Origin of the sequence: Acinetobacter johnsonii (assembly GCF_048551975.1) — a bacterium.
In the GTDB taxonomy this organism is placed as follows: Bacteria; Pseudomonadota; Gammaproteobacteria; order Pseudomonadales; family Moraxellaceae; genus Acinetobacter; species Acinetobacter johnsonii_A.
In genome coordinates, this window is sequence record NZ_JBIMCF010000007.1 from 47265 (window position 1) to 73071 (window position 25807).

Here is a 25807-nt window from a genome sequence, read left to right on the forward strand (position 1 = left end):
GATGACCTTAAAATATATAAAAAGTGATTTATACCGTTATACCGGTCATGTCAGTTTTAAAACTTTTTTGAAAACTTATTTTTTCAATCGCGGTTTTAATTTTTCATTTTGGCTGCGTTTAGCCAGTTCAAAAACTGTATGGGCAAAGTTGGCTTATCCTATTTATTATTATAAAAAAAAGCAGTACGGCATTGATATTCATACCACGACTCAAATTGGATATGGTCTGTTTATTGGTCATGGCGGGCCGTTGGTCGTTAATCCGACAACTGTGATTGGCAATAATGTGAATTTATCTCAATTTACCACCATTGGTGCAAATGGCGGCCGTCAAGCAGCAGAAATTGGTGACAATGTTTATATTGGGCCGAATGTTTGCATTATTGAACATGTCAAAATTGGTAATAATGCCACTATAGGCGCGGGCAGCGTCGTGACCAAAGATATTCCTGAAAATGCAACTGCGGTGGGAAACTATGCGAAGGTGATCAGCATGAATAATCCGGGTCAGGCAGTTAATCGTCGTTGGACAGATCTCTAAACGGCTATATGCTTTGACAGCTTTTAGAATGGGGAATACTTGAGTCCCTTTGACCGTTGAAATATTTTACAAATCTGATGGTGGCGAACAGGGTATAATCATTGCTAGAAATGAATATTGACTCCGCCATTTTTATCTAACCTCAAGAGTGAACCATGTTAAAGCGCTTATTGGATATTGTGATTGCATCATCTGCGCTAGTGCTGCTGTCTCCTGTATATGCTTTTGTGGCATATAAGGTGCGAAAAAATTTGGGTTCACCCGTGTTGTTCCGTCAAGTGCGTCCGGGGCTCAATGGCAAACCTTTTGAAATGATCAAATTCCGCAGTATGAAAGATGCGGTTGATGCACAAGGTCATTCCTTGCCCGACAGTGAGCGTTTAACACCTTTTGGTCAAATGCTGCGTTCCAGCAGTTTGGATGAAATGCCTGAACTGTGGAATGTGCTTAAAGGAGAAATGAGTATTGTCGGACCAAGACCACTGCTGATGGAATATTTACCCCTCTATAATGAGCAACAAGCCAAACGTCATAACGTGCGTCCGGGCATCACAGGGTATGCGCAAGTGAATGGTCGTAATGCCATTTCATGGGAAAAGAAATTTGAGCTAGACACATGGTATGTCGAAAATCGTTCATTATGGCTAGATTTTAAAATCATGCTGAAAACGGTACAAAAAGTATTGTCTAAAGATGATATTAGTGCCGAAGGTGAAGCGACCATGAGTAAGTTTACGGGTACTTCGGAGCCTAAAGATGACTAAGCTCTATGCAATTTATGGTGCTTCAGGCTGCGGGCGCAGTTTAATGCCTGTTGCACGCAAGCAATTAGCACGTGAAAGCGATGTTTCAGAAATCGTATTTATTGATGATGCCTTGGAATCGGTTGCAGAAGTAAACGGTCATCGTGCCATAAATTACCTCGCATTTTTAAATGAAACGGCTTCAGAAAAATACGTGCAAATTGCGATTGCCAATAGTCATGTACGAGAAAAGATCGCTCAGCGTTTAAAGATGGATGGCATTCACCTTTGGTCGATCATCGCGGACCATGTGGTTTTAATGGATCAAATAGAGCTCGCTGAAGGCTCTGCTTTAAGTCCATTTGTCACCATTGGCTCAAATGTCAAAATCGGTAAGTATTTTCATGCCAATTTATACAGTTATGTCGAGCATGATTGCGTGATTGGGGATTTCGTTACTTTTGCACCAGGCGTAAAATGCAACGGCAATATTCATATTCAAGACCATGTTTATATTGGTGCAGGTGCCGTGATTAAGCAGGGTACACCCGATCAGCCACTCATCATTGGCGCAGGTGCGGTTGTGGGTATGGGCGCTGTTGTCACTAAAAGTGTGCCTGCAGGCGCAACAGTGGTGGGAAATCCTGCCCGTATTGTGACGAAAAAATAGATTTTTAAACTCGATTTTGGGACTAGGAAAACTCCATGTTAAACAGTGCATTTGAACCTTGGCCAAGCTTTACTCAAGCAGAAGCCGATGCGGTATCAAAAGTCCTTTTATCCAATAAAGTGAATTATTGGACTGGTCAAGAATGCCGTGAATTTGAAAAGGAATTTGCACAGTTTGCAGGAACCAAGCATGCAGTTGCCGTGGCCAATGGTACAGTCGCACTCGATTTAGCACTCAAAGCTTTAGGTATTGGTGCAGGCGATGATGTGATTGTTACCTCACGTACGTTTTTAGCTTCGGCAAGCTCGATTGTGACTGCAGGTGCTAATCCTATTTTCGCTGATGTAGAGCTGGCTTCCCAGAATATTTCTCGACGTACTATTGAAGCAGTGATTACGCCGAATACCAAAGCGATTATTTGTGTACACTTGGCAGGTTGGATGTGTGATATGGATCCGATCATGCAGTTGGCTGAGGAAAAAGGCATCTTCGTGATTGAAGATTGTGCTCAAGCGCATGGTGCAATGTACAAAGGCAAATCAGCAGGTTCCATCGGTCATATAGGCGCATGGTCTTTCTGCCAAGACAAAATTATGACCACGGGCGGTGAAGGCGGCATGGTCACTACCAATGACGAAAATCTTTGGAAAAAAATGTGGTCGTATAAAGATCACGGCAAAAACTTTGATAGCGTGTATAACAAGCAACATCCGCCGGGATTCCGCTGGCTGCATGACTCATTTGGCACCAACTGGCGAATGATGGAAATGCAGGCGGTGATTGGCCGTTTACAGCTCAAACAAATGCCAGAATGGACTGCAAAACGTAATGCCAATATGGCGCGCATCCAAGTCGCTTTTGAAAATAGCCCCTATTTTACTGTAGTTAAACCCTCTAGCGACTATGTACATGCAGCCTATAAATGCTATGTGCAAGTGAATACTTCAGCCTTGCCTGAAGATTGGTCGCGTGATCGAATCATGGCAGAAATCAATGCATTGAATGTGCCTTGTTTTAGCGGCTCATGTTCAGAAGTGTATTTAGAAAAAGCATTTGATGGCACACCTTGGCGTCCTGCGCAGTCTTTACCGCAAGCTAAACAGCTCGGTGCAACAAGCTTAATGTTCCTTGTACATCCAACATTGTCTGAGCACAGCCTGCAAAAAACCGTGGATGCGATCCAAGCAGTGATCGCAAAAATCTAAACCTGGAAAGAGCATATAATATTCGCTCTCATCCGCTTTATTGACCCCATTTGAGCATCTTGTGAAAGACATTATCCGTTCTATAGCATCATTACCGCGTCGCCAAAAACAAATCGTTTTGGTGCTGATGGATATCTGTGTTTTACCGTTAATGATGTGGCTGGCATATGCCATCCGTTTGGCACGTCCCAATGTTCAGGTTATGCAAGGACTGGATGCTTGGTATATTTATGTCGGTGTGGTAGGTATTCTGATTTTTGCCTTGCTCGGTATTTATCGTGCAATTGTGCGTTCATTTAATGAAGACTATTTACTGCGGATTTTAATCGGAACATTTATCCAAATCGTGGCCTTATACACGATTAAAAAACTGAATGTCGCTTTTATTCCCATGAGTATTCCGCTCATGTATGGCTTTATGCTGTTTTCATACATGTGGTGGAGCCGTGCCGTCATTCGCTACGCTACTCTTAAAACTTTTGCCAAAAAACAAAGCCGTAAACGCGTGGCAATTTATGGTGCAGGGCTGGCAGGACAACAAATTGCAGCAGCTTTAAACCGCTCAGATGATTATTTGCCCGTGTGTTTTATTGACGATAAGCGCTCCTTACAAGGTCAGTCACTGAGTGGTTTAAAAATTTATTCACCCAAAAAAGCGCAAGCAAAACTTGGAAAATTTGGCATTGAAGAAGTATTACTTGCCATGCCTTCCGTTGGTCGTGCACGGAAAAAAGAGATTATTGAGTCTTTTGATACGGCAGATGTCAAAATTATGGAACTGCCAGGGGTAACCCAACTGGTCGATGGTAAGGTTAAAGTTTCAGATATCCGTGAAGTGGATATTATCGACCTATTGGGGCGTGATCCTGTACCGCCGAAACCTGAACTGTTAGAAAAGAATATTAAAAATAAAGTGGTCATGGTGACAGGGGCAGGAGGGTCAATCGGCTCTGAACTTTGCCGTCAGATTGTGAAGCATCAGCCGAAAATGTTGGTGCTGTTTGAAATGTCAGAATTTGCTTTGTATTCAATTGATCGTGAATTGCAGGCTTCTGATATACAAATTATTCCAGTGCTAGGTTCTGTCACCAATCAGCAAAAATTAGAACGTATTATTCAAGAGTACAAAGTGCAAACAGTTTATCACGCCGCAGCTTATAAACATGTACCGCTTGTTGAAGCAAACCCATTTGAAGGTATTTATAATACGTCTATTGGCACGCAGCGTAGTGTAGATGCAGCGGTGAATCAAAATGTTGAAACTTTTGTTTTAATTTCAACCGATAAAGCGGTACGTCCAACCAATGTTATGGGGGCGTCTAAACGTATGGCAGAATTGTATTGTCAGGGCCTAGCGTCGACGAATCCAAAAACGCAAATTAGTATTGTACGCTTTGGTAATGTACTTGGTTCGTCAGGTTCTGTCGTCCCTTTGTTTAAAAAGCAGATTGCTCAAGGCGGGCCTGTTACAGTAACGCACCCAGAAGTCACGCGTTATTTTATGACGATTCCTGAAGCAGCTCAGCTCGTGATTCAAGCAGGTGCGATGGGGACAGGTGGTGATGTATTTCTGCTTGATATGGGCGAGCCAGTTAAAATAATAGACTTAGCTAAACAAATGATTCGTTTGAGTGGTTTTCGAGCAATCGATGAAAATGGTATAGGTGATATTGAGATACAATTTACAGGTCTACGTCCAGGTGAAAAGTTATATGAAGAGTTGTTAATTGATGCTGAAAATGTTGAAAAAACGGATCATGAACGGATATTAAAGTCTTATGAAAAATATTATGGATATTTAGAGGTTTCTGAAATATTTATACAGCTTAAAAATTACAAGTATCGTGATGATTTAAATGAATTATTTAAGATACTAAAAAAATATGTGGATGGTTATTGTTCAGCATCTATGGATAAGTAATTTTAATAGTAGTATTAAAATTAAATTTAATTTAACTGGATGATATAATTAAGGATAACAAAATTAAAGCTATACCTTAATACAGTGAATTTTAAAATTTAGGATATTTATGAAGATTATAGTAACAGGTGGAGCAGGTTTTATTGGTTCTGCCGTGATTCGACATATTATTAATCATACTAATAATGAAGTATTAAATGTTGATAAGTTGACCTATGCTGGCAATTTAGAATCTTTAGAAAGTATTGCTGATAGTGAGCGTTATCAGTTTTCTCAAACTGATATTTGCGATCGTATTGCATTAGATCAAATCTTTGAAAGTTTTCAACCAGATGCTGTGATGCATTTGGCAGCAGAGTCCCATGTAGATCGCTCAATTACAGGTTCGGCTGCGTTTATTGAAACCAATATTATTGGTACATATCATTTATTGGAAGCTACCCGTCATTATTGGAACGGTTTAAATCAAAATAAAAAACAAGCATTTCGTTTTCACCATATTTCAACAGATGAGGTTTATGGTGACTTAGAAGGTACAGAGGACTTGTTCCTGGAGACAACACCCTATGCTCCGAGTTCGCCATATTCGGCAAGTAAGGCCAGTTCAGATCATTTAGTTCGAGCTTGGCATCGAACTTATGGACTACCAACAATGATTACCAATTGTTCAAATAATTATGGTCCTTATCATTTCCCTGAAAAATTGATTCCTTTAGTGATTTTGAATGCTTTAGAAGGTAAGACACTTCCAATTTATGGTAAAGGTGATCAAATTCGCGATTGGTTATATGTAGAAGACCACGCTAGAGCATTATATAAAGTGGTGACTGAAGGCATTGTGGGAGAGACGTACAACATTGGTGGACACAATGAAAAACAAAACATTGAAGTCGTAAAAACGATTTGTAAGATTTTAGATGAGTTAAAGCCCCAGTCGAATGGACAAGCTTATGAGTCACTGATCACATTTGTACAAGATCGCCCTGGTCATGATTTGCGATATGCCATTGATGCAACAAAAATTGGCCATGAATTAGGCTGGAAACCTGAAGAAACGTTTGATACAGGTATTCGAAAAACAGTTGAATGGTATTTGAATAATTTAGAGTGGTGTCGTCGTGTTCAAGATGGCAGTTACCAACGTGAAAGATTAGGTGTGAATGCATAATGAATACAAAAGGTATTATTCTCGCAGGTGGATCGGGTACACGTTTATACCCAATTACAAAGGGTGTATCTAAACAACTACTCCCAATTTACGACAAGCCAATGATTTACTATCCAATTTCTGTACTTATGTTGGCAGGAATTCAGGATATTCTGATTATTACGACACCTGAGGATAAAGAGAGCTTTGAACGCCTGCTTGGTGATGGTTCACAGTTTGGTGTTCGTTTGCAGTATGCCATTCAACCTAGTCCGGATGGGTTAGCTCAAGCGTTTATTATCGGCGAAGAGTTTATTGGTGATAGTAATGTGTGCTTGGTACTTGGCGATAATATTTTTTATGGTCAGGGTTTTACACCAATGTTAAAACAAGCTGTAGCTCGCCAAAAAGGCGCAACAGTTTTTGGCTATCAAGTAAAAGACCCTGAGCGTTTTGGTGTAGTTGAGTTTGATGAGCATAAACGCGCAATTTCATTAGAAGAAAAACCTAAGCAACCAAAATCAAATTTTGCCGTGACAGGTCTGTATTTTTATGACAATGATGTGATTCAAATTGCAAAAGAAGTTAAACCTTCTGACCGTGGTGAGTTAGAAATTACGACAGTAAACCAAATGTATTTAGAGCGGGGTACCTTAAGTGTTGAGCTATTGGGTCGAGGCTTTGCATGGCTCGATACAGGTACACATGCAAGTTTGCTTGAAGCAGCACAATTTGTAGAGACCTTAGAAAAGCGCCAAGGTTATAAAGTTGCATGTCTAGAGGAAATCGCTCTTAGTCATGGGTGGTTAAGCAAAGAACAAGTGTTACAAATTGGCCAGAGCATGAGTAAGAATGACTATGGTCAGTACTTAATTTCTTTGGTCGAACAGGGGAGTGGGCAATGAGTTTAATTGAGTGGGTTGAATTGCCCAATTTGGGGGACCAACGAGGTTCTTTAGTCGTGATTGAATCAAATAAAAATATTCCTTTTGAAGTAAAAAGGTTGTATTACATTTTTGATACTCAGCCAGATGTACCTCGTGGTTTTCATGCCCATAAAAAGTTAAACCAAGTTGCATTTTGCATACAAGGGAAATGCAAAATGTTAATGGATAATGGCACTGAAAAAAAAGAAGTTTTGATTGATCAGCCGAATAAAGGTTTATTAATCCCTTCAATGGTATGGCATGAAATGCATGATTTTTCAGATAATTGCATTATGCTGGTGCTGGCAAGCGATTATTATGATGAAAATGATTATATTCGGGAATATGAACAATTTAAAAAATATAATGAATTGCAATTGGTTGAGTATGATCATAATTTTTTAGATAAATCATGGGAGTGGTTAAATGATCAAGAGTTAAAGCATTTAACTATGACGCCTGATTTTACAAAAAGGCAGCAAGAGGATTTCTATAAAAACCTATCATCACGGAAAGACTATTTTATTTATGGTATCTCTTTTAAAGAGGTTGCAATTGGGGCTTGCGGGTTAAAAAATTTAATAGATGATAAAGCTGAATTATGGCTCTATATTGGAAATAAGGAATATTGGGGAAGGGGCTTAGGAAAAAAAGTAATGGCATTATTAGAAAATGATGCTTTAGAAAAAGGTATAAAAAAATTATATCTCAAAGTTTTGAAAGAAAATAAAGTTGCTATCAATTTATATAAGAAACTTAACTATGTTGATATCGAAGAGTATGATGAATATATAGTTATGGAGAAAATACTGTGAGCTTCCAGATAACGAAATATACGAATGCTGATAAAGGCGTATGGGATGATTTTTTATTAAATTGTAAGAATTATCACTTTATGTTTCATCGTGATTTTATGGAATATCATTCAGATCGTTTTGATGATTTTTCTTTAATTGTTAGGGATGAGAAGAATAAAATAGTAACTTTATTACCTGGTAATATAAGTGATGGTATATTTTATAGTCACCAAGGTTTAACTTTTGGTGGGTTTCTAATGGATAAAAATATTCACGCAATAGATATATTGAAAATTTTTGATGAACTTAAATTTTTTTTAAAGTTACATAATATTAATAAAATCATTTATAAGTGTATACCTGTTATTTATCATCAATATCCAGCTCAAGAAGATCTATATGCATTATTTAGGAGTGATGCACAACTCTATAGAAGAGATATAAGTTCTTCTATATTAATTTCAAATGGTTTTAAATACTCTAAAGGTCGAAAGTGGGGGGTTAATAAGGCAAAAAAGGAAGGGGTTTTTTGTAAAGAAATTGATAAACCTAGTGAAGTATGGGCATTAATAAGAGAAGTTTTAGCTGGTCACCATGATGCAAAACCTGTTCACAGTGAAGTTGAAATTGATTATTTAAAGGGAAAGTTTCCCAAAAATATTAAGGCTTATGCTGCTTTTTTAGATGAAAAAATAGTTTCGTGTTCAGTTACGTTCGAAACTACTGAAGTTGTTCATACACAATATTTAGCCTGCAATCAAGTAGGTAGAGATATTTGTGCGTTGGATATGTTGATTGATTTTATAATCTCTGAAGCATCAAAATACGCAAAATTTTTTGATTTTGGAATTTCAAATGAAGACAATGGGAAATATCTAAACAATGGGCTGATTAGTCAAAAAGAAAGTTTTGGTGCCCGAGCAATTGTTCATGATTTTTATAGTGTAGACATTTTATGATTCCTTTCCTAGATTTAAAAAATATTAACCAGCAATATAGAGTAGAGTTAATAGAAGCCTGTACCCGCGTAATCGATTCTGGTTGGTATATCTCAGGTAAAGAGCTTGAAAATTTTGAACAAAACTTTGCAAACTATTGTGGGGTCAAATTTGCGATTGGCGTGGCGAATGGTTTAGACGCATTAGTTTTAACCTTACGCGCTTGGAAAGAGCTGGGTAAGCTTCATGATGGTGATGAAGTGATTGTTCCTGCAAATACCTATATCGCCAGTATCTTAGCAATTACAGCAAATAATTTAACACCAGTTCTAGTTGAGCCTGATCTTGCTACGTATAATATTGATCCCTTAAAAATTGAAGCAGCAATTACATCTAAAACTAAAGTCATTTTACCTGTCCATTTATATGGACAATTGGCTGCAATGCCTAAGATTATGGATATTGCCAATAGATATAATCTCTTGGTTTTAGAGGATTCAGCTCAATCTCATAGTGCAGAAATCCATGGCAAAAAAGCTGGAAACTGGGGTAATGCTTCCGGATTCAGTTTTTACCCGGGAAAAAATCTAGGCGCACTAGGTGATGCTGGAGCAATTACAACAAATGATGCTGAATTGGCACAAACGTTAAGAGCCTTGCGCAATTACGGATCACACGAGAAATATAAAAATTTATTCGCGGGTGTGAATAGTCGATTAGATGAAATCCAAGCAGCAATGCTCGATGTCAAATTAAAATATTTAGATGCTGAAGTGAAACATCGTCGTATAATTGCAAAAATGTATCTTGAAGGGATTAAAAACCCTGAATTGAGCTTACCTTTGACAGATACAGATGTTTCTCACTATGACCAACATGTTTGGCATTTATTTGTCGTTCGTTCAGAAAATCGAGAAGCATTGCAGCAATATTTAGCAGAAAATGGCGTACAAACGTTAATCCATTATCCAATTCCTCCACATAAACAGCAAGCATATAAAGAATGGAATGATTTAAGTTATCCTATCTCAGAGAAGATTCATGATGAAGTAATCAGCTTACCAATGGGGCCAACGTTGAGTTTGGAGGATGTGGAAAAAGTAATTCAGCTTTGTAATAGTTTTGACGCCTAAAATGAATTTGCTTAAGACCAGTGTACTAAATGGAGTGGCTGTTTTAATCAAAACAGCCACGATGTTTTTATTGAATAAAATACTCGCAGTATATGTCGGACCTGCTGGTTATGCTGCTATTGGTCAATTCCAAAACTTTATTCAAATGATCACGACCTTTGCAGGAAGTGCGGTGAATAATGCTGTTATTAAGTATACTGCCGAATACCATGAAGATGAAAAGAAGCAAAGAGCTGTCTGGAAAACGGCCGGAAGCATTGTTTCAATCTTTAGTTTTATTTTCACTTTTCTTGTATTAACTTTTCATCAACAGTTGTCATTTTGGATATTTAAAACGGGAGATTATGGCTCTATTTTAATATGGTTTGCCGTATTTCTGATTTTTTTTAATTTAAATGCGCTTTTGTTAGCGATCCTGAACGGTAAAAAAGAAATACTCAAGCTGGTTGTTGCCAATATTGCCGGCAGCTTATTTTCTTTGGTGATCACAGGACTGCTTGCAGTAAATTTTGGATTATATGGCGCACTGGTTGCGCTAAGCATCTACCAGTCTCTTAACTTTATTGTAACTTTGTTTTTGAGTTGTAGATCTGAATGGTTTAATTTTTCATACATATGGGGGAGAATTGATCCTGAAATTGCAAAAAAAATTGCTGCATTCGCTGCAATGGCCTTAGTCAGCGCCATTTGTGTACCTTTATCCCAAATTGTCATCCGTGGCTATCTCGTTCACGAATATAATGCTGTGTATGCTGGTTATTGGGAAGCAATGATCCGCTTAAGTGCTGCATATCTGATGCTAGTCACTACAACATTAAGTGTTTACTATTTACCAAGGTTGTCTGAGCTGACAAATATTCAGGAAATAAAGAAAGAAGTTTATTTGGGCTATAAATTTATTTTCCCCTTAGCTGCACTTGGCGGTACTGCAGTATATCTGCTAAAGGATTGGATTATCCCACTGCTTTTTAGTGCTGCATTTTTGCCAATGCGAGAGCTGTTTTTATGGCAGATGATTGGCGATTCACTTAAGATTGGCAGTTGGATTTTAGCTTACCTGATGCTGGGTAAAGCAATGACAAAGTTATTTATAAGCACTGAAATTATTTTTGCAGGCAGTTCTGTTGCTTTAACTTATTTATGCACTCAATATTTTGGTTTTAAAGGGGTTTCCATTGCTCACCTGCTCAATTATGCATTGTACTGGAGTGTAATGGGGTATTTTGTATTTGATGTATTGAAAGACCGAGAGAATCATTTTGGAAAATAATAAGCAGCCTTTAGTTTCTGTTGTTATTGCATGTTATAACCATGAACATTTTGTGCAAGATTGCATACAAAGTGTAATAGATCAGACATATGAAAATATTGAACTGATTATTATAGATGATGGATCAAAAGATGGATCTGTAGAAAAAATACAAGAAATGATTTTTGCTTGTGAAAGAAGATTCAAACGGTTTGAGTTTCGTTATAGGCCTAACAAGGGATTAAGTAGAACTTTAAATGAAGCGTTAGTATGGTGTGAGGGGGAATATTACAGCCCATTTGCTTCAGATGATATAATGTGTGCTAATAAAATAGAAATACAGGCTAATTTTTTAATTCAGAATTCTGATTCTAGCATTGCAGGGGTTTTTGGCGGGTACTATTTAATAGATGAAAGTAATAAAACTATAAAGACTATCGTAAAAAAAGAAAAAAAATATCATTTTGATGAAATATTTTTACATAATTTTTCCTTGCCTGCACCTACAGCTTTATTAATATTGGAAAATGTACGTTCTATTGGAGGATATAAAGAAAACCTAAAAATTGAAGATTGGTATATGTGGTTGAAACTTACAGAAAATCATAAAAGTCTAGTTTATCTTAATACGGTTTTAGTGAAATATCGCAGTCATGATATTAATTTTTCTAAAAATTTTAAAATTATGAATGAAGAGAGGAAAAAGGTTATTGATTGTTTTTCACACTCAAATAAATATAATATGGCTCGATTAAAAGTAGAGTGGTTGAAAGCTACGGATTATTTATATGTAGATAAAACTCAATCTATAGTATATTTGTTGAAATTGTTAAAATGTGATATTAAACAAATAGTTACAATGAGTTTTGTAAAGTACTTTTTTCATGCCTTTAAGAGTTTTATTAAATGATGAAGATTAATTTTGTTGTGCATTCACTAGATAAAAGTAATATAGGTGGAGTTGTAAAAGTTGTAACTGACCTAGCCAATATTTTTGTGGAAAATGGGCTGGATGTAACAATATACAGCATTGGAGAAATTAATAACCTATGCTTTGATATCTCTCATAAAGTGAAAATAGTTTCATTAGAATTTAAAAAACATAGTACAAATCAATATGAAAGCTTTAAAAAAATAAATTGGTTTATTGATAGTTTTAATATTTTTTCAAAAATTTTAAAAGAAAAGAATAATGAGATATGGATGCCAACATCTCCGCCATTGAATTTACTATTTGCTGGTTTAAAAATAAAAAATTCTAAAACAAAAATCATCGGTTGTGACCATACTTCAACAGTATACAGTAAAGGTTATTTTGTTGATAAATTTAAATATATTCTCCTAAAAAAAATTGATTATATGATAGCTCTGACTGTTCAGGATCAAAAGAAATACCAAGATAAAGGGCTGAGTTCTATTTATATTCCTAATTTCATTGATTTATCAACTATAAAATCCGAAGAAAATAGGAAAAAATATATAATTTTTGTTGGTAGGTTTAGTGAAGAAAAGCAACCGCTTGAAGCTTTAAAGATTTATAATTTATCCAAATTATGGGAAAAAGATATAAAATTCAGAATATTTGGTTATGGAAATTTGCATGCTGATATTTTAAATTTTATATCAACTAATAGTTTAGAATCATATGTTGAAGTAATTACAGATGAAATTGATCCTGAAAATATTTACAAAGACGCTTATGCATTATTAATGACCTCAAAGGTTGAAGGTTTTGGTATGGTTTTATTAGAATCAATTTCCCGTAATATCCCCTGTATTGCTTATAATGTGCCATATGGTCCTGAAAATATTATAGTTAATGGTGTGAACGGCTATTTGTTGAGCTTTGGAGATTTGCATGGTGGTGCTGAATTATTAAAAAATCATAGTTTAATAAAAATGCATGACTGTAATATTAAATCCACATTGACTTCGTTTTCTAAGGAAATAATTGTCCAGAAATGGCTTAAGGTGTTGAATGATGTATAATTTGTTTTTAAAAAAACTATTTACTTATCCTATTGCTATTCTTTCTTTGGTTATTTATATATATTTTTTAAAAATTAATTTCTTACCATTTTATTTGATAATTCCTTATTTTCTTCTTGGTAGTGTGGTCTTTTTTTATGAGGTATTAGATAAAAAAATAGTGAAAAAGTATTTTTATTACTTTATTTTTGTTTTATTATCTTTTATTTGGGCTTTATTTTCTTATGTGTATAATTCTTATTCTGATTTATATTACATAAAGGAAACTTTGTTAATAGGCCTTATCTATTTTTTTTCTGCATTTGGGATTAAAAAAATATTTAATTTTTTAGACTTGGATTTTAACTTTGAGGGGGTTCTTAAGTTTTCTATTCTTGCAGTTTTATTTCAGCTACTAATTTCATTGTTTGCAAACTTATTTCCAACTATTTTAAGTTTTTTTATTTCTATTTTTAATATTGATGGATTAAGTTTAGAGGCTATGAATTCATTTATGGAGGCTAGGTTTGTTGGGATTGGTGCTTCTTTTTTTGGTTCAGGTGTTATAACTTCATTTTTTTTAATTTTATTATCTTTTTTTATAAATCAATACTGTAAAGGGCGCCGCTATTTATTATATTTTTTTATATATATGTTTTTTGTGGTTGTTGGTTTGTTGTTTTCCAGAACAACAATTATTGGTGTGCTATTATCATTTATATTTTTTTTAAATTCTAAAAATATTGTTAAATGCGTAATTATTATATTTCCAATGTTGTTTTTATCTTTTTTTGTAATTAAAGGCTTGTTTTCTATAAATGAGAAGTTTTCTTTTGGATTTGATTTTTTATTTAATTTTAAAAATTCTCAAGCCTCATCTTCAGTTGGTGATTTAGCAGAAATGTATAAGGTTACACCTGAAAATATAGAGACTTGGTTCTTTGGTGACTCAAAATATAAAAATTTTTCAAATGGTGACTTTATTGGATATTATAAAGATACTGATATTGGTTATTTTAGGATAATTTTTTCAAATGGTATTGTAGGATTGTTTATTTTTATATTATTGAATATATATTTATTATTTAAATCCTTTCCAAATAAATTTTTATTTTTATTATTATTTTTATGTCTGTTGATATTGAATGTTAAAGGGGTTGCTCATGTATATTTCTTTAGTTTTCTTTTTTTTGTAATCAATAATCCAAACCAATTAAATTTTAGAGAACGGAAGCCTATATGAATTTTTCAGTTTTAATTTCCATTTATTCTAAAGAGCAAGCTGAGCATTTTAATGCTTGTATGGAAAGTATTTGGGATAATCAAACACTAAAACCTTCAGAAATTATTGTGATAGAGGATGGTCCTTTGACACCTGAGCTAAATAAAGTAATAGCGTACTGGAAAGAAAAAATAGAAGATATTTTAAAAGTGACTGAACTTGCTGAAAATGTCGGTACTGGAAAAGCGAAAAATATTGGTTTACAGCAATGTAGTAATGAAATTGTGTGCATTGTAGATACCGATGATATATGTGTACCTGAAAGGTTTAAAAAACAAATTGATTTTTTGCAAGAAAATCTTGATATATCAATTATAGGTGGGCAGATTCTTGAATTTGTAGAAGATATTCATACTCCTAAAGGGATGCGAAAAGTTCCTTTATCAAATGAAGAATTAAAAGAGTATGCGAAGAAGCAAAGTCCTTTTAACAATATGACGATTACATATCGAAAATCACATATTCTTGAAGTAGGAGGATATCAGCACCATTTATGGATGGAGGATTACAATCTCTTTTTAAGAGTAATTGCTAAAGGCTATAAAATTCAAAACTTAGGTGATGTCTTGGTATATGCAAGAATTGATAACGGTATGCATGGTCGCCGTAAAGGTTTAGAATATATTAAAAGTGAAAAACAATTACTAAATTTAAAAAAAGAACTCAAAATTCAGAACCCAATACATGCTAATATTATCTTCCTAATAAGATCTACTTTTAGGCTGATGCCTAGTTCATTGCTAGGTAAAATTTATAATACTTTTCTACGAAAAAAAGTTCATAAATAAGAGTGGTAATTTTAGTTATGAAACGTTTAGTTGATGTTGTTATCTCACTAATAGCACTAATCCTCTTATCACCAATTTTTTGCTTAGTTGCATTTAAGGTTCGTAAAAACTTAGGTTCTCCAATATTTTTTCTGCAAGAACGCCCAGGAAAGGACGGTAAGCTTTTTAAAATGATTAAGTTCCGGTCGATGAAAGATGCAGTGGATAAAGAAGGCAATCCATTACCAGATGAACAGCGTATTACGTCTTTTGGACAAAAATTGCGTTCTACAAGTTTAGATGAAATGCCACAACTCATAAACGTCTTAAAAGGGGATATGAGTATTGTTGGACCACGTCCTATGCTTAAAGACTTTGTAGCATTATATTCACCAGAACAAGCTCGTCGTCTGGAAGTTAAACCCGGTATGACTGGCCTAGCTCAGGTGAGTGGTCGAAATGAACTTGATTATGAAGAACGTTTTAAATGCGACGTATGGTATGTAGATAACCATAATACTTTGGTTGACTTTAAAATCATGTTCAAAACAGTCGGTGTGATGACCAAACGAGAAGGTATTAATGCACCGGGTCATGTTGGCCCTTCTTTATTTCAAGGAAATGATCCTGAAAAAATTAAAGATGAAATCAAGTCATAATTTTTTATTAGTGAACTATTTGTAATGATCAAAAAAGCCATTCTCCCAGTCGCAGGCCTTGGTACACGTTTTTTACCTGCGAGCAAGTCTATTCCCAAAGAAATGGTCACAGTGGTTGACCGTCCAGCCATTGAATATGTTGTAAAAGAAGCAGTTGCTGCTGGCATTGAACAGATTATTCTTGTTACCCATTCTTCAAAAGCTTCGATTGAAAACTACTTTGATCGAAATTTTGAGCTGGAAACCACTCTAGAAAATAAAAAGAAATTTGATTTACTCAAAGAAATCACTGAAATTTTACCGCCACATGTGAGTGTAATCAGCGTGCGTCAACCACAGCCACTTGGTTTAGGTCATGCTGTAATGTGTGCAAAAGCCATAGTAGGTGATGATGATTTTGCTGTGCTATTGCCAGATGTTTTAGTGAAAGATCCATCAGACCAGAACGATTTAAGTTTAATGATTCAACGTTTTGAGCAGGTTCAAGCAGCACAAATTATGGTGGAAGCTGTACCAGATCACATGGTCGATCAATATGGCATTGTCGATGTTGCTTCTATACCTGCCGAGGGGCATAGTATTCAAATGCAAGGTATCGTGGAAAAACCTACTGTCGACGCTGCACCATCAAATTTATCGGTAGTGGGTCGCTATATTTTACCTGCCAAAATTATGCAATTACTTGAGAACACGCCTAGAGGGGCAGGGAATGAGATTCAGTTGACCGATGCAATTGCAGCTTTGCAAGCGACCGATACGGTGGAAGCTTATCGGATGAAAGGTCAAACTTTTGATTGCGGTAGTAAATTGGGCTATCTCAAAGCGGTTTTACATTATGGCGTAGACCATCCAAAATTAGGTGAAGAATTTAAAGCACTGATCAAAGAACTAAAACTATAAAAAGAGATTGATATGAAGGTTGCAGTATTTGGACAAACACTCTTTTCAGGTGTATTTGCTGCTTTGCTAGCAGAATGCGGTCATCACGTTTTTTGGTATGAACCACTGAAAACGTATGAAAGCGAACATGTGTATATGCAAGATGAAGCTGTAAAAAATCTACTCAACAAACAACAAAGTAGTTTCTTAAAATACTGCGATTTGAATGATATTCCAATAGATGCAGATGCCTATTTCTTCAGTTTTAACCCAACTGAAGAAACTCAAGCGATTGAGATATTAAAAAAATTAAAGTCTCGTCCCATTATTCACCCTAAACTGATGATCAATGCTTCTACTTTAGGACTGCATGGGACAGAAAAATTTGTAAAAATTTTGCATGAAGATGAGTGGGTCTACTTACCCGACATGATTCAGGAAGGAAACGCTTTACAAAGCTTTGCCCAAGCCAAACAGCTGATTGTTGGGTCTGCATCAGATGCTGCTCAAATTAAAATTAAGGAACTCTTACGTCCTTTATTTCCACGTCAGCAGCAATATTTATTTATGCCCATTGTAGATGCCGAATTTACCAAGTTGAGTATCTCCGGCATGTTGGCGACACGAATTAGTTATATCAATGACTTGGCAGTGGTTGCTGAGAAATTAGGCATTGATATTGAGTCAGTTCGTCAGGGGATGGCTGCGGATAATCGTATTGGGGGATCTTATCTCTATCCGGGGGCAGGCTTTGGTGGAGAAAACTTTTCACATGATATTCAGACCCTAACGCAGACGGTGTCAGGTGTGGGTGCAAATAGTCAACTCCTTGCTCAAGTTTGGGACATTAATGAGCAGCAAAAAGAAGTTTTATTCCGTAAATTATGGAATTATTATCATGGTGATTTAAAAGGGAAAACTGTTGCGATATGGGGCGCTGCATTTAAAGAAAAAACCTCCAGTACGCGACAATCTCCTATTCATGCCATGTTGGCAGCACTATGGGCTCAAGGTGTAAAAGTTAAATTACACGACCCTCAAGCCCTGGATGAAATTAAAAAAATATATGGTGAGCGACCTGATCTTATATATTGCATAGAGCAATATGAGGCAGTGCAAGATGCACATGCTTTGTGTTTATTGACCGCATGGAAACAATATTGGAGTCCAGATTATACAGAATTGCTTAAAACCATGCAGCATCCGCTTATTTTGGATGGGCGCAATATTTATGATCCAGCGTATGTGAAATCTCAAGGTTTTGCATATATGGGGGTAGGACGCTAATGTCTATGAAAACTCAACCCTATACGGTAGAACATGTAGATTCAGTTGTAGGCGGACTTCATGGTTTAAAAGCTGAATTTGAAAATAGGCATTTAACAGAACTCTTTGCTGAAGATCCTCAGCGATTCGAAAAATTCTCTGTGACTTTAGAGCCGGTGGTTTTTGATTTTAGTAAACATAGAGTCAATCAGCCCGTTGTCAAAAATCTAGTCCAGTGGGCACAGACACAAGATTTAACGTCGTGGATAAAGCGTTTATTTTCTACTGAAGAAATTAACTATACCGAACAGCGTGCAGCCATGCATTGGGCGCTACGGTTACCTAAAGATGATCAGTCTCATCCTGAATTAGCAAAACAAGTGCATACACAACTTGAGCGTATGTATGCTTTGGTAGAAAAAATTCATGCGGGTCAGTGCCGCGGCGCAACGGGTGAAGTCATTCAAGATGTGGTGAATATTGGTGTCGGAGGGTCAGATTTAGGACCACTGATGGTGAGTCATGCCTTATCTGATTTCAAAAAATCCACATATAAGCCACTCAATGTACATTTTGTTTCGACTATTGATGGTAGTCAGCTTTCAGATTTATTGCATCAACTTCGCCCCGAAACCACGCTGTTTATTATATCTTCAAAATCGTTCGGGACCATTGATACCTTATCTAATGCGCAAACAGTGCGTTTATGGCTTGAAAAAGCACTTGGGCAAGAATCACAAATTTTAAAGCATCATTTTATTGGCGTATCTACCAAAGCAGATAAAATGACAGAATGGGGTATTGCAGCTGAAAACCAATTTTTGCTCTGGGATTGGGTTGGCGGTCGCTATTCACTTTGGTCATGTATCGGTTTACCGATTGCACTGACAATTGGAGTTGATGGCTTTAAACAACTGTTAGTTGGCGCATATGCAATAGACCAGCATTTTCAGACGGCACCTTTCGAACAAAATATTCCTGTATTAATGGGCTTATTGGGTGCGTGGAATAATAATTTCCTTGATATTCATACTCATGCAGTACTGCCCTATGATGGACGATTGAAATATTTCGCCTCTTATTTGCAGCAGTTAGAAATGGAATCCAATGGTAAATCGATTCAGCGTAATGGTCAAAAAGTTGGCTGGAATACTTGCCCGATTATATGGGGAGAAGTGGGACCAAATGCGCAGCATGCTTTTTATCAATTACTGCATCAAGGCAGTCAAGCAGTGAGTTGTGATTTTATTGCGCCAGTGCAGCGCTATCAGGCCCAACAATTTACCTATGTCGATAATGCAGAGGCGCTGGTGGAACAGCATCATTTGGCCTTATCCAATTGTTTGGCTCAATCGCGCTTACTGGCATTTGGTAATCAAGCTTTAAATCAACAAGAAGTACAAGATTTGCCAGAATATAAACAATATGAAGGGAATCAACCAAGTTCAACCATTTTATTGCAAGAGCTCGATCCATATAGTTTGGGCATGTTGATCGCAATGTATGAACATAAAGTTTTTGTACAGTCGGTGCTTTGGAACATTAACCCGTTTGATCAATGGGGGGTAGAAAAAGGCAAAGAAATTGCCAATCAGCTACTTCCAATATTAAGTGGTGATCGAAAGGATATTTCGGATTTAGATGGTTCAACGCAAGGCTTACTAAACATATTATTAGGAAAAACCAATGGCTAAAATTTTAGTAACAGGTGGTGCAGGTTATATTGGTTCACATACTTGTATTCAAATTTTGAGCGCAGGGCATGACGTTGTTGTACTGGATAATTTGTCCAACAGTTCTGTCGAAGCTTTAGCACGGGTTCAAACGTTGGCAGCTAAAAAATTAGATTTTGTTGAAGGTGATATTCTCGATCAGCAAATTTTAGATCAAATTTTTCAGCATCATTCTATTGATGCAGTGATTCACTTTGCAGGTTTAAAAGCTGTGGGTGAAAGCCAAAAAGAGCCTCTAAAATATTTTGAAAATAATATCTCAGGTTCTATTAGCTTAGTTAAAGCGATGGAGCGTGCTCAAGTTTTTAAGTTGGTCTTTAGTTCATCTGCAACAGTCTATGATGAAGCCAATATTTCACCATTGAATGAAACCATGCCTACAGGTATGCCAAGTAATAACTATGGCTATACCAAACTGATTGTTGAGCAGCTGCTAGAAAAATTATCAGCTGCAGATAAGCGTTGGTCAATCGCTTTGCTGCGTTATTTTAACCCTGTAGGCGCACATCAAAGTGGTCAAATTGGTGAAGACCCACAAGGGATACCCAATAATTTGATGCCTTATGTCACACAGGTGGCAGTCGGCCGTCGTGATAAGTTGTCAATTTTTGGCAATGATTATGAGACGGTAGATGGTACAGGTGTTCGTGATTATATTCATGTGGTTGATTTGGCCAATGCACATTTATGCGCATTGAATCATCGTTTAAAAACGCAAGGATGCCGCGCTTGGAATATTGGTACAGGCAATGGGATTTCAGTAAAACAAATTCGAGATACTTTTGAGAGGGTAAATGGTATTGAGATACCTTTTGAATATGTACCTCGTCGAGAAGGTGATGTTGCAACCTCATTTGCTGATAATGCCCGTGCTGTCGCAGAGTTAGATTGGCAGCCTCAATATGGTTTAGAAGATATGTTGAAAGATAGCTGGAACTGGCAAAAACAAAACCCGAATGGTTTTACTAAAGATTAACACTTTACTTAACAATAAGTTAGGTTGGGATGTGACATCGATTTCGAGAAGTATAAAGATAGCGCTGTTTAAAACGATGAGTGAATAATGTAGTGATTATGCAAACCAGCATATGCATATTCTGAAATTGTAGATAAAACTCGCTATGATGTTGTTAAAACAAGCTAAATTGAAGAATAGTTATGAAATATCAAAGCATTAACGTTTTGTCATTTGCCATTTTATCTGCTTTAGCACTGCCTGTAGCAGCTCAGGGGATTGTCTTAAATAATGAAGATTTACGCACGGATTTAAATTGGTTAAACCAACAAGGCGTGATTCAAATTAGCACTTCGACTTGGCCATTGAGTGGTGAAGAAATTCAGCGTGCATTATCTACTGCAAAAATTGAAAATAATGCTCAGCAGAAAGTTGTCAATTCGGTTATGGCAAATTTAGAAGCAGAAAATACCTCTATTAAGCTCGCTTTATTTGCTGAAACAGATCCACAAAACATCCCGCAAAAATTTGCAGATGAGCAAAAATCGCAATATCAAGCGGCGTTTGAACTAAATGCAAGTGGAAAGCAGTGGGATGCACGACTTCGTGTAAATGCTGAAAAAGATCCAATTATTGATAACGGTCATGATGTCAATGTAGAAGGTTCATATTTAGCTGGAAAATTGTGGAATCAATGGTTGATTGCAGGGCAGATTCCGACCTATTGGGGGCCTGGACATGAGGGTAGCTTAATTCGTGGTGATGCAAGCCGTCCAGTATATGGATTGACCATGCAGCGTGCTGAACAACAAGCATTTGAAACAAAGTGGCTGTCATGGATTGGTCCTTGGCAATATCAAGCCTTTGCAGGTCAATTAGATGATTACCATGCAATTCCAGACGCCAAACTATTAGGATTTCGTTTAACTGCACAGCCATTGCCGTACTTGGAGCTTGGTGCTTCTCGAATTCTTCAATGGGGAGGTGAAGGGCGGTCAGAAAGTTTTGACTCATTATGGAATGCGATTAAAGGTAATGACAACTTTGATGATGGTGCTCTAGATAAGTCTAATCAAATCGCAGGTTTTGATGCACGCCTTAATTTAAACCGCTGGAGTGGTGTGCCGATTAGCCTTTATGGGCAATATGTAGGTGAAGATGAAGCTGGGCTTCTTCCTTCAAAAAAAATGTATTTAGCAGGTGTCGATTATTCTTCACAATTCAATAATATGCCATTTCAATTATATACGGAATGGGCAGATACTCGAACCAATCGTGATGCGCTTGGTATTTCTTATGAACATCGTAACTATAAGGATGGTTATTACCAACACGGCTTCTCGTTAGGGCATGCCATGGGCGGGGATGGTCAAATGCTAAGTCTGGGTGGAGATATTCGCTTTGATGTTATGAATCGCTTAAATGGGCGAGTAATGGTGGCAAAAGTTAATCAATCAAACTCGATAAATAATCATGCATTTACTCAAAAAGATGAAATTAAAGCTTTAGATCTTACTTGGACACATTACTTAAAACAAAATGCGCCATTGAAGCTGAATGGATGGGTGAGTGATTCAGATGTCTATGGTCAAGATGCGGGAGTATCTATTGGAGTCGAAATTCCATTGGAGCGTTCATTATTTTAATACGCTGTCAGTTTTTAGAGAATCCCTCGGGAATTCAGCTAAAAAATAAAACCATTCAACCTATATGATAAGTTGAATGGTTTTTTATTAACATGCAGAAAAATTTACCCTTGAATCAACTGCGTTAATTCATCGACATAATCTTGCATTGGTTTTGGATTTTGGTCTTTACGGCTTTCAATGTTGAGACGTAATAAAGGTTCAGTATTGGAAGCACGTACATTTAGACGCCATGCACCAAAATTTAGGCTGACACCATCCGTTTCATCAATCGCAGGATTTTGATCGGCAAAGTGATCAAAAATCTTTTGAATGGTGGCTTGAGTATCCGCAACTTTAAAATTGATTTCACCCGAACAAGGGAACTTTTCAATCATACTTTCAACCAGTGAAGACAGGGTTTGTTGGGTTTCTGAGAGTACGGAAATTGCCAATAACCAAGGAATCATACCACTGTCACAGTAAGCAAAATCACGGAAGTAATGATGGGCTGACATTTCACCGCCATACACTGCATTGTGCTCACGCATTTTTTCTTTAATGTATGAATGCCCTGATTTTGATTGAATAGCTTCACCTTGGTACTGTTCAATGACATCAAAGGTGTTCCAAACAAGACGAGGGTCATGCACAATTTTCTCACCAGATTGTTTCAGTAAGAATGCTTGCGCCAATAGACCGACGATGTAATAACCTTCAATAAATTGGCCTTTTTCATCAAATAAGAAGCAGCGGTCAAAGTCACCATCCCAAGCGATACCCATATCTGCATGATGTTCAATCACAGCATTACGGGTACTGTCACGGTTTTCAACTAAAATCGGGTTGGGAATACCATTCGGGAAAGTACCATCAGCATCATTATGAATTTTAATCAATTCTACTGGAAGGTTAAGTTGTTTGAACTTTGCTTCAATGGCATCAACCACATGACCAGCAGCGCCATTGCCCGCATTCATGACTAATTTGAGTGGGCGAATTTTTGCAGGATCAATATATGACATTAAATGATCAATATATTCAGGCAGAATATTGTATTTTTCAGTTTTGCCTTTAGTGATAACTTCATTAAAGTTGCCTGATTCAGCCAATAAGCGAATTTCTTTTAACCCTGAATCCGCTCCAATCGGACGTGCATTTTCGCGGACCAATTTCATGCCGTTGTAGTCCATTGGATTATGACTTGCGGTAATTTCGATGCCACCTTGTACATCGAGATGGAAGGCACCGAAATAGACTTCTTCAGTCCCCGTCATACCTAAATCTAAAACATCAACACCCGCATCATTCAGACCTTTGATGGTAGCTTGTTTTAAATCTTCACTGCTGAGACGGATGTCGCAGCCCACCACAATTTTTTTTGGTTGATAAATTTGCCCATAAGCACGACCGATTTTATAAGCAATTTCTTCATTGAGTTCTGTATCGAGTTTGCCGCGGATATCATAGGCTTTAAAACAAGTAAGTTGTGACATATGCAATTCTCTATTTAGATAAAGAATAAAGGCTGGATACCCAGCCTTTATTTAAATAATTATTCTACAGTGACCGATTTAGCGAGGTTTCGAGGTTGGTCGACATCCGTGCCACGAAGGACTGCAACATGATAAGACAGCAGTTGTACAGGTACGCTATAAACAATGGGAGCCAGTATTGGGCTAATGCTTGGTACATAAACCACATGCTGACGGTCTTTGGCTTTAATGCCGCTATTTTCATCGGCAAAGACAAAGAGTTCACCACCACGGGCTTGAACCTCTTCCATATTGGATTTGAGTTTATCGAGCATGTCATCTTTCGGTGCGAGAATGACCACAGGCATGTCATTGTCGACTAAAGCGAGCGGACCATGTTTAAGTTCACCTGCGGCATAGCCTTCAGCATGGATATACGAAATCTCTTTGAGTTTCAATGCCCCTTCAAGTGCGATCGGGAAATTCGTGCCACGACCTAAGAATAAGCAGTGCTGCTTCTCTACGAAAAGTTCAGATAAACGTAAAATTTCAGGGTCATTACGTAAGGTATCTAAAATCACTTTAGGGGTATGCCAAAGTTCAGCCGTAATCTCAGCCACCTGTTGTGTAGAGATACGATTTTTAATCGTACCTATTTTGAGTACCAATAACATAAGCGCTGCAAGCTGCGTGGTAAATGCTTTGGTGGATGCAACACCAATTTCAGGACCTGCCAGAGTTAATAAGCTATGGTTGGTTTCACGTACCATGGAAGATGTTGCGACATTGCAAATGGTCATCGTAATGATGTCTAAGCCTTTTGCTGTAGCACGCTTTTGAGTATCGCGCAGGGCAGCTAAAGTATCTGCTGTTTCACCGGACTGAGAAATACAGACATATAGGGTATTATTGACAATCACTGGTGTACGATAGCGAAATTCACTCGCAATTTCCACTTGGCAAGGCAGATCAATGAGCTGTTCAAACCAATATTTTGCAATCATACCCGCATGGTAACTGGTACCACAGGCAATGATTTGGATTTGCTGAATTTGAGATAAATCTGCAACAGCATTCGCAAGGAAATCTTCACGTAGGGCATTGCCATTTAAGGCTTGTGAAATGGTTTGTTGAATCGCTTCAGGTTGCTCATAAATTTCTTTGAGCATGTAGTGTTTATATTCGCCTTTTGATGCATTGCTGACGGTCGCATCTAACTCTTTTACTGGGCGATGAACCAATTGACCATCAACAAAGATTTCAATGCTATTACGAGTGAGACGCGCAATATCACCTTCTTCGAGATAAATAAATCGGTTGGTAATCGGAAGCAGCGCCAATTGGTCTGAGCTGATAAAGTTTTCACCAATACCTACGCCAATGACCAAAGGTGAACCTTCACGCACGGTAATCAGTTCATCTGGATAATCAGTATGTACGATACCGAGAGCATAAGCTCCTTTAAGCTGTGGCACAACTTGTTTGACTGCTTCAAGTAAACTTGGCGTTGACTTCAATGCATCATGAATCAGGTGGGCAACCACTTCGGTATCGGTCTGTGAGGTAAATACATAGCCTAAAGCTTCAAGATCATCTTTAAGTTCTTGATAGTTTTCAATAATGCCATTATGGACTACAGCAACATCACCTGAAATGTGCGGATGTGCATTATCTTCAGTGGGTTTACCATGGGTTGCCCAACGGGTATGCGCAATACCCAGAGAACCGAGAATACCCGATTGATTAACGGCTTCTTCTAAATTGGAAACTTTACCGACACGTCTTTCACGTAAAACTTGGCCTTGATTGACCAGCGCTAAACCCGCAGAGTCATAGCCGCGATATTCAAGGCGCTTTAAACCTTCAATTAAAATATTGGTAATACTACGTTCTGCAACGCCACCGACAATACCGCACATAATCTAATC

23 protein-coding genes are annotated in these 25807 nt (G+C 37.1%); 21 read left to right on the plus strand and 2 right to left on the minus strand.

Going from position 1 to position 25807, the window contains the following annotated elements:
* The first annotated feature begins 1 nt into the window (after nt 1).
* The 21 genes from ACG9ZB_RS07795 (at nt 2) to ACG9ZB_RS07895 (ending at nt 22425) form a co-directional block, all read left to right on the plus strand.
* Nucleotides 2–541, plus strand: a complete 540-nt coding sequence (locus ACG9ZB_RS07795; protein ID WP_419325243.1) for a serine O-acetyltransferase — start codon at nt 2–4, stop codon at nt 539–541.
* Between the two features lie 155 nt (nt 542–696).
* Entirely contained in the window at nt 697–1305 is a 609-nt protein-coding gene (locus ACG9ZB_RS07800) for a sugar transferase (protein WP_419325244.1), read from the plus strand.
* Nucleotides 1298–1954, plus strand: coding sequence for an acetyltransferase (locus ACG9ZB_RS07805; protein WP_419325245.1), 657 nt, complete (start codon nt 1298–1300; stop codon nt 1952–1954). Before ACG9ZB_RS07800 ends, ACG9ZB_RS07805 begins: the two co-directional genes overlap by 8 nt.
* A gap of 35 nt (nt 1955–1989) precedes the next feature.
* Nucleotides 1990–3159, plus strand: a complete 1170-nt coding sequence (locus ACG9ZB_RS07810; RefSeq protein WP_419325246.1) for a DegT/DnrJ/EryC1/StrS family aminotransferase — start codon at nt 1990–1992, stop codon at nt 3157–3159.
* Nucleotides 3160–3220: 61 nt separating this feature from the next.
* Entirely contained in the window at nt 3221–5080 is a 1860-nt protein-coding gene (locus ACG9ZB_RS07815; protein WP_419325247.1) for a polysaccharide biosynthesis protein, read from the plus strand.
* 109 nt (nt 5081–5189) lie between these two features.
* Entirely contained in the window at nt 5190–6248 is a 1059-nt protein-coding gene (gene rfbB / locus ACG9ZB_RS07820; protein ID WP_419325248.1) for a dTDP-glucose 4,6-dehydratase, read from the plus strand.
* Complete coding sequence (gene rfbA, locus ACG9ZB_RS07825) at nt 6248–7132, plus strand: glucose-1-phosphate thymidylyltransferase RfbA (protein ID WP_419325249.1); 885 nt, start codon at nt 6248–6250, stop codon at nt 7130–7132. Before rfbB ends, rfbA begins: the two co-directional genes overlap by 1 nt.
* The gene (locus ACG9ZB_RS07830) at nt 7129–7968 is read left to right on the plus strand and encodes a GNAT family N-acetyltransferase (protein ID WP_419325250.1); all 840 of its coding nucleotides are present in this window, start codon (nt 7129–7131) and stop codon (nt 7966–7968) included. The genes rfbA and ACG9ZB_RS07830 overlap by 4 nt, the downstream gene beginning before the upstream one ends.
* Complete coding sequence (locus tag ACG9ZB_RS07835) at nt 7965–8909, plus strand: GNAT family N-acetyltransferase (protein WP_180182881.1); 945 nt, start codon at nt 7965–7967, stop codon at nt 8907–8909. Before ACG9ZB_RS07830 ends, ACG9ZB_RS07835 begins: the two co-directional genes overlap by 4 nt.
* Entirely contained in the window at nt 8906–10021 is a 1116-nt protein-coding gene (locus ACG9ZB_RS07840; protein ID WP_419325251.1) for a DegT/DnrJ/EryC1/StrS family aminotransferase, read from the plus strand. Before ACG9ZB_RS07835 ends, ACG9ZB_RS07840 begins: the two co-directional genes overlap by 4 nt.
* A gap of 1 nt (nt 10022) precedes the next feature.
* On the plus strand, nt 10023–11291 hold the full coding sequence (locus ACG9ZB_RS07845) for an O-antigen translocase (protein WP_419325252.1): 1269 nt from the start codon (nt 10023–10025) through the stop codon (nt 11289–11291).
* Nucleotides 11281–12180 (plus strand): glycosyltransferase, encoded by a 900-nt coding sequence (locus tag ACG9ZB_RS07850; protein ID WP_419325253.1) that lies wholly within the window; start codon nt 11281–11283, stop codon nt 12178–12180. The genes ACG9ZB_RS07845 and ACG9ZB_RS07850 overlap by 11 nt, the downstream gene beginning before the upstream one ends.
* A complete protein-coding gene (locus tag ACG9ZB_RS07855) occupies nt 12177–13259 on the plus strand; it encodes a glycosyltransferase (RefSeq protein WP_419325254.1) in 1083 nt (360 codons plus the stop codon). Before ACG9ZB_RS07850 ends, ACG9ZB_RS07855 begins: the two co-directional genes overlap by 4 nt.
* Nucleotides 13249–14481, plus strand: coding sequence for an O-antigen polymerase (locus tag ACG9ZB_RS07860; protein WP_419325255.1), 1233 nt, complete (start codon nt 13249–13251; stop codon nt 14479–14481). Before ACG9ZB_RS07855 ends, ACG9ZB_RS07860 begins: the two co-directional genes overlap by 11 nt.
* Nucleotides 14478–15308, plus strand: a complete 831-nt coding sequence (locus tag ACG9ZB_RS07865; RefSeq protein ID WP_419325256.1) for a glycosyltransferase — start codon at nt 14478–14480, stop codon at nt 15306–15308. Before ACG9ZB_RS07860 ends, ACG9ZB_RS07865 begins: the two co-directional genes overlap by 4 nt.
* Before the next feature lie 17 nt (nt 15309–15325).
* Nucleotides 15326–15946, plus strand: a complete 621-nt coding sequence (locus tag ACG9ZB_RS07870; RefSeq protein WP_419325257.1) for a sugar transferase — start codon at nt 15326–15328, stop codon at nt 15944–15946.
* A gap of 24 nt (nt 15947–15970) precedes the next feature.
* Nucleotides 15971–16846 carry a UTP--glucose-1-phosphate uridylyltransferase GalU gene (gene galU, locus ACG9ZB_RS07875; protein ID WP_419325258.1) on the plus strand — a complete coding sequence of 292 codons (876 nt, stop codon included), beginning with the start codon at nt 15971–15973 and terminating at the stop codon, nt 16844–16846.
* A gap of 12 nt (nt 16847–16858) precedes the next feature.
* The gene (locus ACG9ZB_RS07880) at nt 16859–18112 is read left to right on the plus strand and encodes a nucleotide sugar dehydrogenase (protein WP_419325259.1); all 1254 of its coding nucleotides are present in this window, start codon (nt 16859–16861) and stop codon (nt 18110–18112) included.
* A complete protein-coding gene (gene pgi / locus ACG9ZB_RS07885; RefSeq protein WP_419325260.1) occupies nt 18112–19785 on the plus strand; it encodes a glucose-6-phosphate isomerase in 1674 nt (557 codons plus the stop codon). The genes ACG9ZB_RS07880 and pgi overlap by 1 nt, the downstream gene beginning before the upstream one ends.
* Nucleotides 19778–20800, plus strand: coding sequence for a UDP-glucose 4-epimerase GalE (gene galE, locus ACG9ZB_RS07890; RefSeq protein WP_419325261.1), 1023 nt, complete (start codon nt 19778–19780; stop codon nt 20798–20800). Before pgi ends, galE begins: the two co-directional genes overlap by 8 nt.
* 182 nt (nt 20801–20982) lie before the next feature.
* Nucleotides 20983–22425, plus strand: coding sequence for a capsule assembly Wzi family protein (locus tag ACG9ZB_RS07895; protein WP_419325262.1), 1443 nt, complete (start codon nt 20983–20985; stop codon nt 22423–22425).
* Nucleotides 22426–22529: 104 nt separating this feature from the next.
* On the opposite strand, the gene ACG9ZB_RS07900 is transcribed toward ACG9ZB_RS07895, so the two are convergent.
* Entirely contained in the window at nt 22530–23900 is a 1371-nt protein-coding gene (locus ACG9ZB_RS07900) for a phosphomannomutase CpsG (protein WP_419325263.1), read from the minus strand.
* Between the two features lie 59 nt (nt 23901–23959).
* Complete coding sequence (gene glmS / locus ACG9ZB_RS07905) at nt 23960–25798, minus strand: glutamine--fructose-6-phosphate transaminase (isomerizing) (RefSeq protein WP_419325264.1); 1839 nt, start codon at nt 25796–25798, stop codon at nt 23960–23962.
* Between the last annotated feature and the right edge of the window lie 9 nt (nt 25799–25807).

Bases quoted from the DNA above. Each gene is read 5' to 3' on its own strand.
- ACG9ZB_RS07795 (WP_419325243.1), top strand. From the start codon at position 2: ATGACCTTAAAATATATAAAAAGTGATTTATACCGTTATACCGGTCAT.
- ACG9ZB_RS07800 (WP_419325244.1), top strand. From the start codon at position 697: ATGTTAAAGCGCTTATTGGATATTGTGATTGCATCATCTGCGCTAGTG.
- ACG9ZB_RS07805 (WP_419325245.1), top strand. From the start codon at position 1,298: ATGACTAAGCTCTATGCAATTTATGGTGCTTCAGGCTGCGGGCGCAGT.
- ACG9ZB_RS07810 (WP_419325246.1), top strand. From the start codon at position 1,990: ATGTTAAACAGTGCATTTGAACCTTGGCCAAGCTTTACTCAAGCAGAA.
- rfbB (WP_419325248.1), top strand. From the start codon at position 5,190: ATGAAGATTATAGTAACAGGTGGAGCAGGTTTTATTGGTTCTGCCGTG.
- rfbA (WP_419325249.1), top strand. From the start codon at position 6,248: ATGAATACAAAAGGTATTATTCTCGCAGGTGGATCGGGTACACGTTTA.
- ACG9ZB_RS07830 (WP_419325250.1), top strand. From the start codon at position 7,129: ATGAGTTTAATTGAGTGGGTTGAATTGCCCAATTTGGGGGACCAACGA.
- ACG9ZB_RS07840 (WP_419325251.1), top strand. From the start codon at position 8,906: ATGATTCCTTTCCTAGATTTAAAAAATATTAACCAGCAATATAGAGTA.
- ACG9ZB_RS07845 (WP_419325252.1), top strand. From the start codon at position 10,023: ATGAATTTGCTTAAGACCAGTGTACTAAATGGAGTGGCTGTTTTAATC.
- ACG9ZB_RS07855 (WP_419325254.1), top strand. From the start codon at position 12,177: ATGATGAAGATTAATTTTGTTGTGCATTCACTAGATAAAAGTAATATA.
- ACG9ZB_RS07860 (WP_419325255.1), top strand. From the start codon at position 13,249: ATGATGTATAATTTGTTTTTAAAAAAACTATTTACTTATCCTATTGCT.
- ACG9ZB_RS07865 (WP_419325256.1), top strand. From the start codon at position 14,478: ATGAATTTTTCAGTTTTAATTTCCATTTATTCTAAAGAGCAAGCTGAG.
- ACG9ZB_RS07870 (WP_419325257.1), top strand. From the start codon at position 15,326: ATGAAACGTTTAGTTGATGTTGTTATCTCACTAATAGCACTAATCCTC.
- galU (WP_419325258.1), top strand. From the start codon at position 15,971: ATGATCAAAAAAGCCATTCTCCCAGTCGCAGGCCTTGGTACACGTTTT.
- ACG9ZB_RS07880 (WP_419325259.1), top strand. From the start codon at position 16,859: ATGAAGGTTGCAGTATTTGGACAAACACTCTTTTCAGGTGTATTTGCT.
- pgi (WP_419325260.1), top strand. From the start codon at position 18,112: ATGTCTATGAAAACTCAACCCTATACGGTAGAACATGTAGATTCAGTT.
- galE (WP_419325261.1), top strand. From the start codon at position 19,778: ATGGCTAAAATTTTAGTAACAGGTGGTGCAGGTTATATTGGTTCACAT.
- ACG9ZB_RS07895 (WP_419325262.1), top strand. From the start codon at position 20,983: ATGAAATATCAAAGCATTAACGTTTTGTCATTTGCCATTTTATCTGCT.
- ACG9ZB_RS07900 (WP_419325263.1), bottom strand. From the start codon at position 23,900: ATGTCACAACTTACTTGTTTTAAAGCCTATGATATCCGCGGCAAACTC.
- glmS (WP_419325264.1), bottom strand. From the start codon at position 25,798: ATGTGCGGTATTGTCGGTGGCGTTGCAGAACGTAGTATTACCAATATT.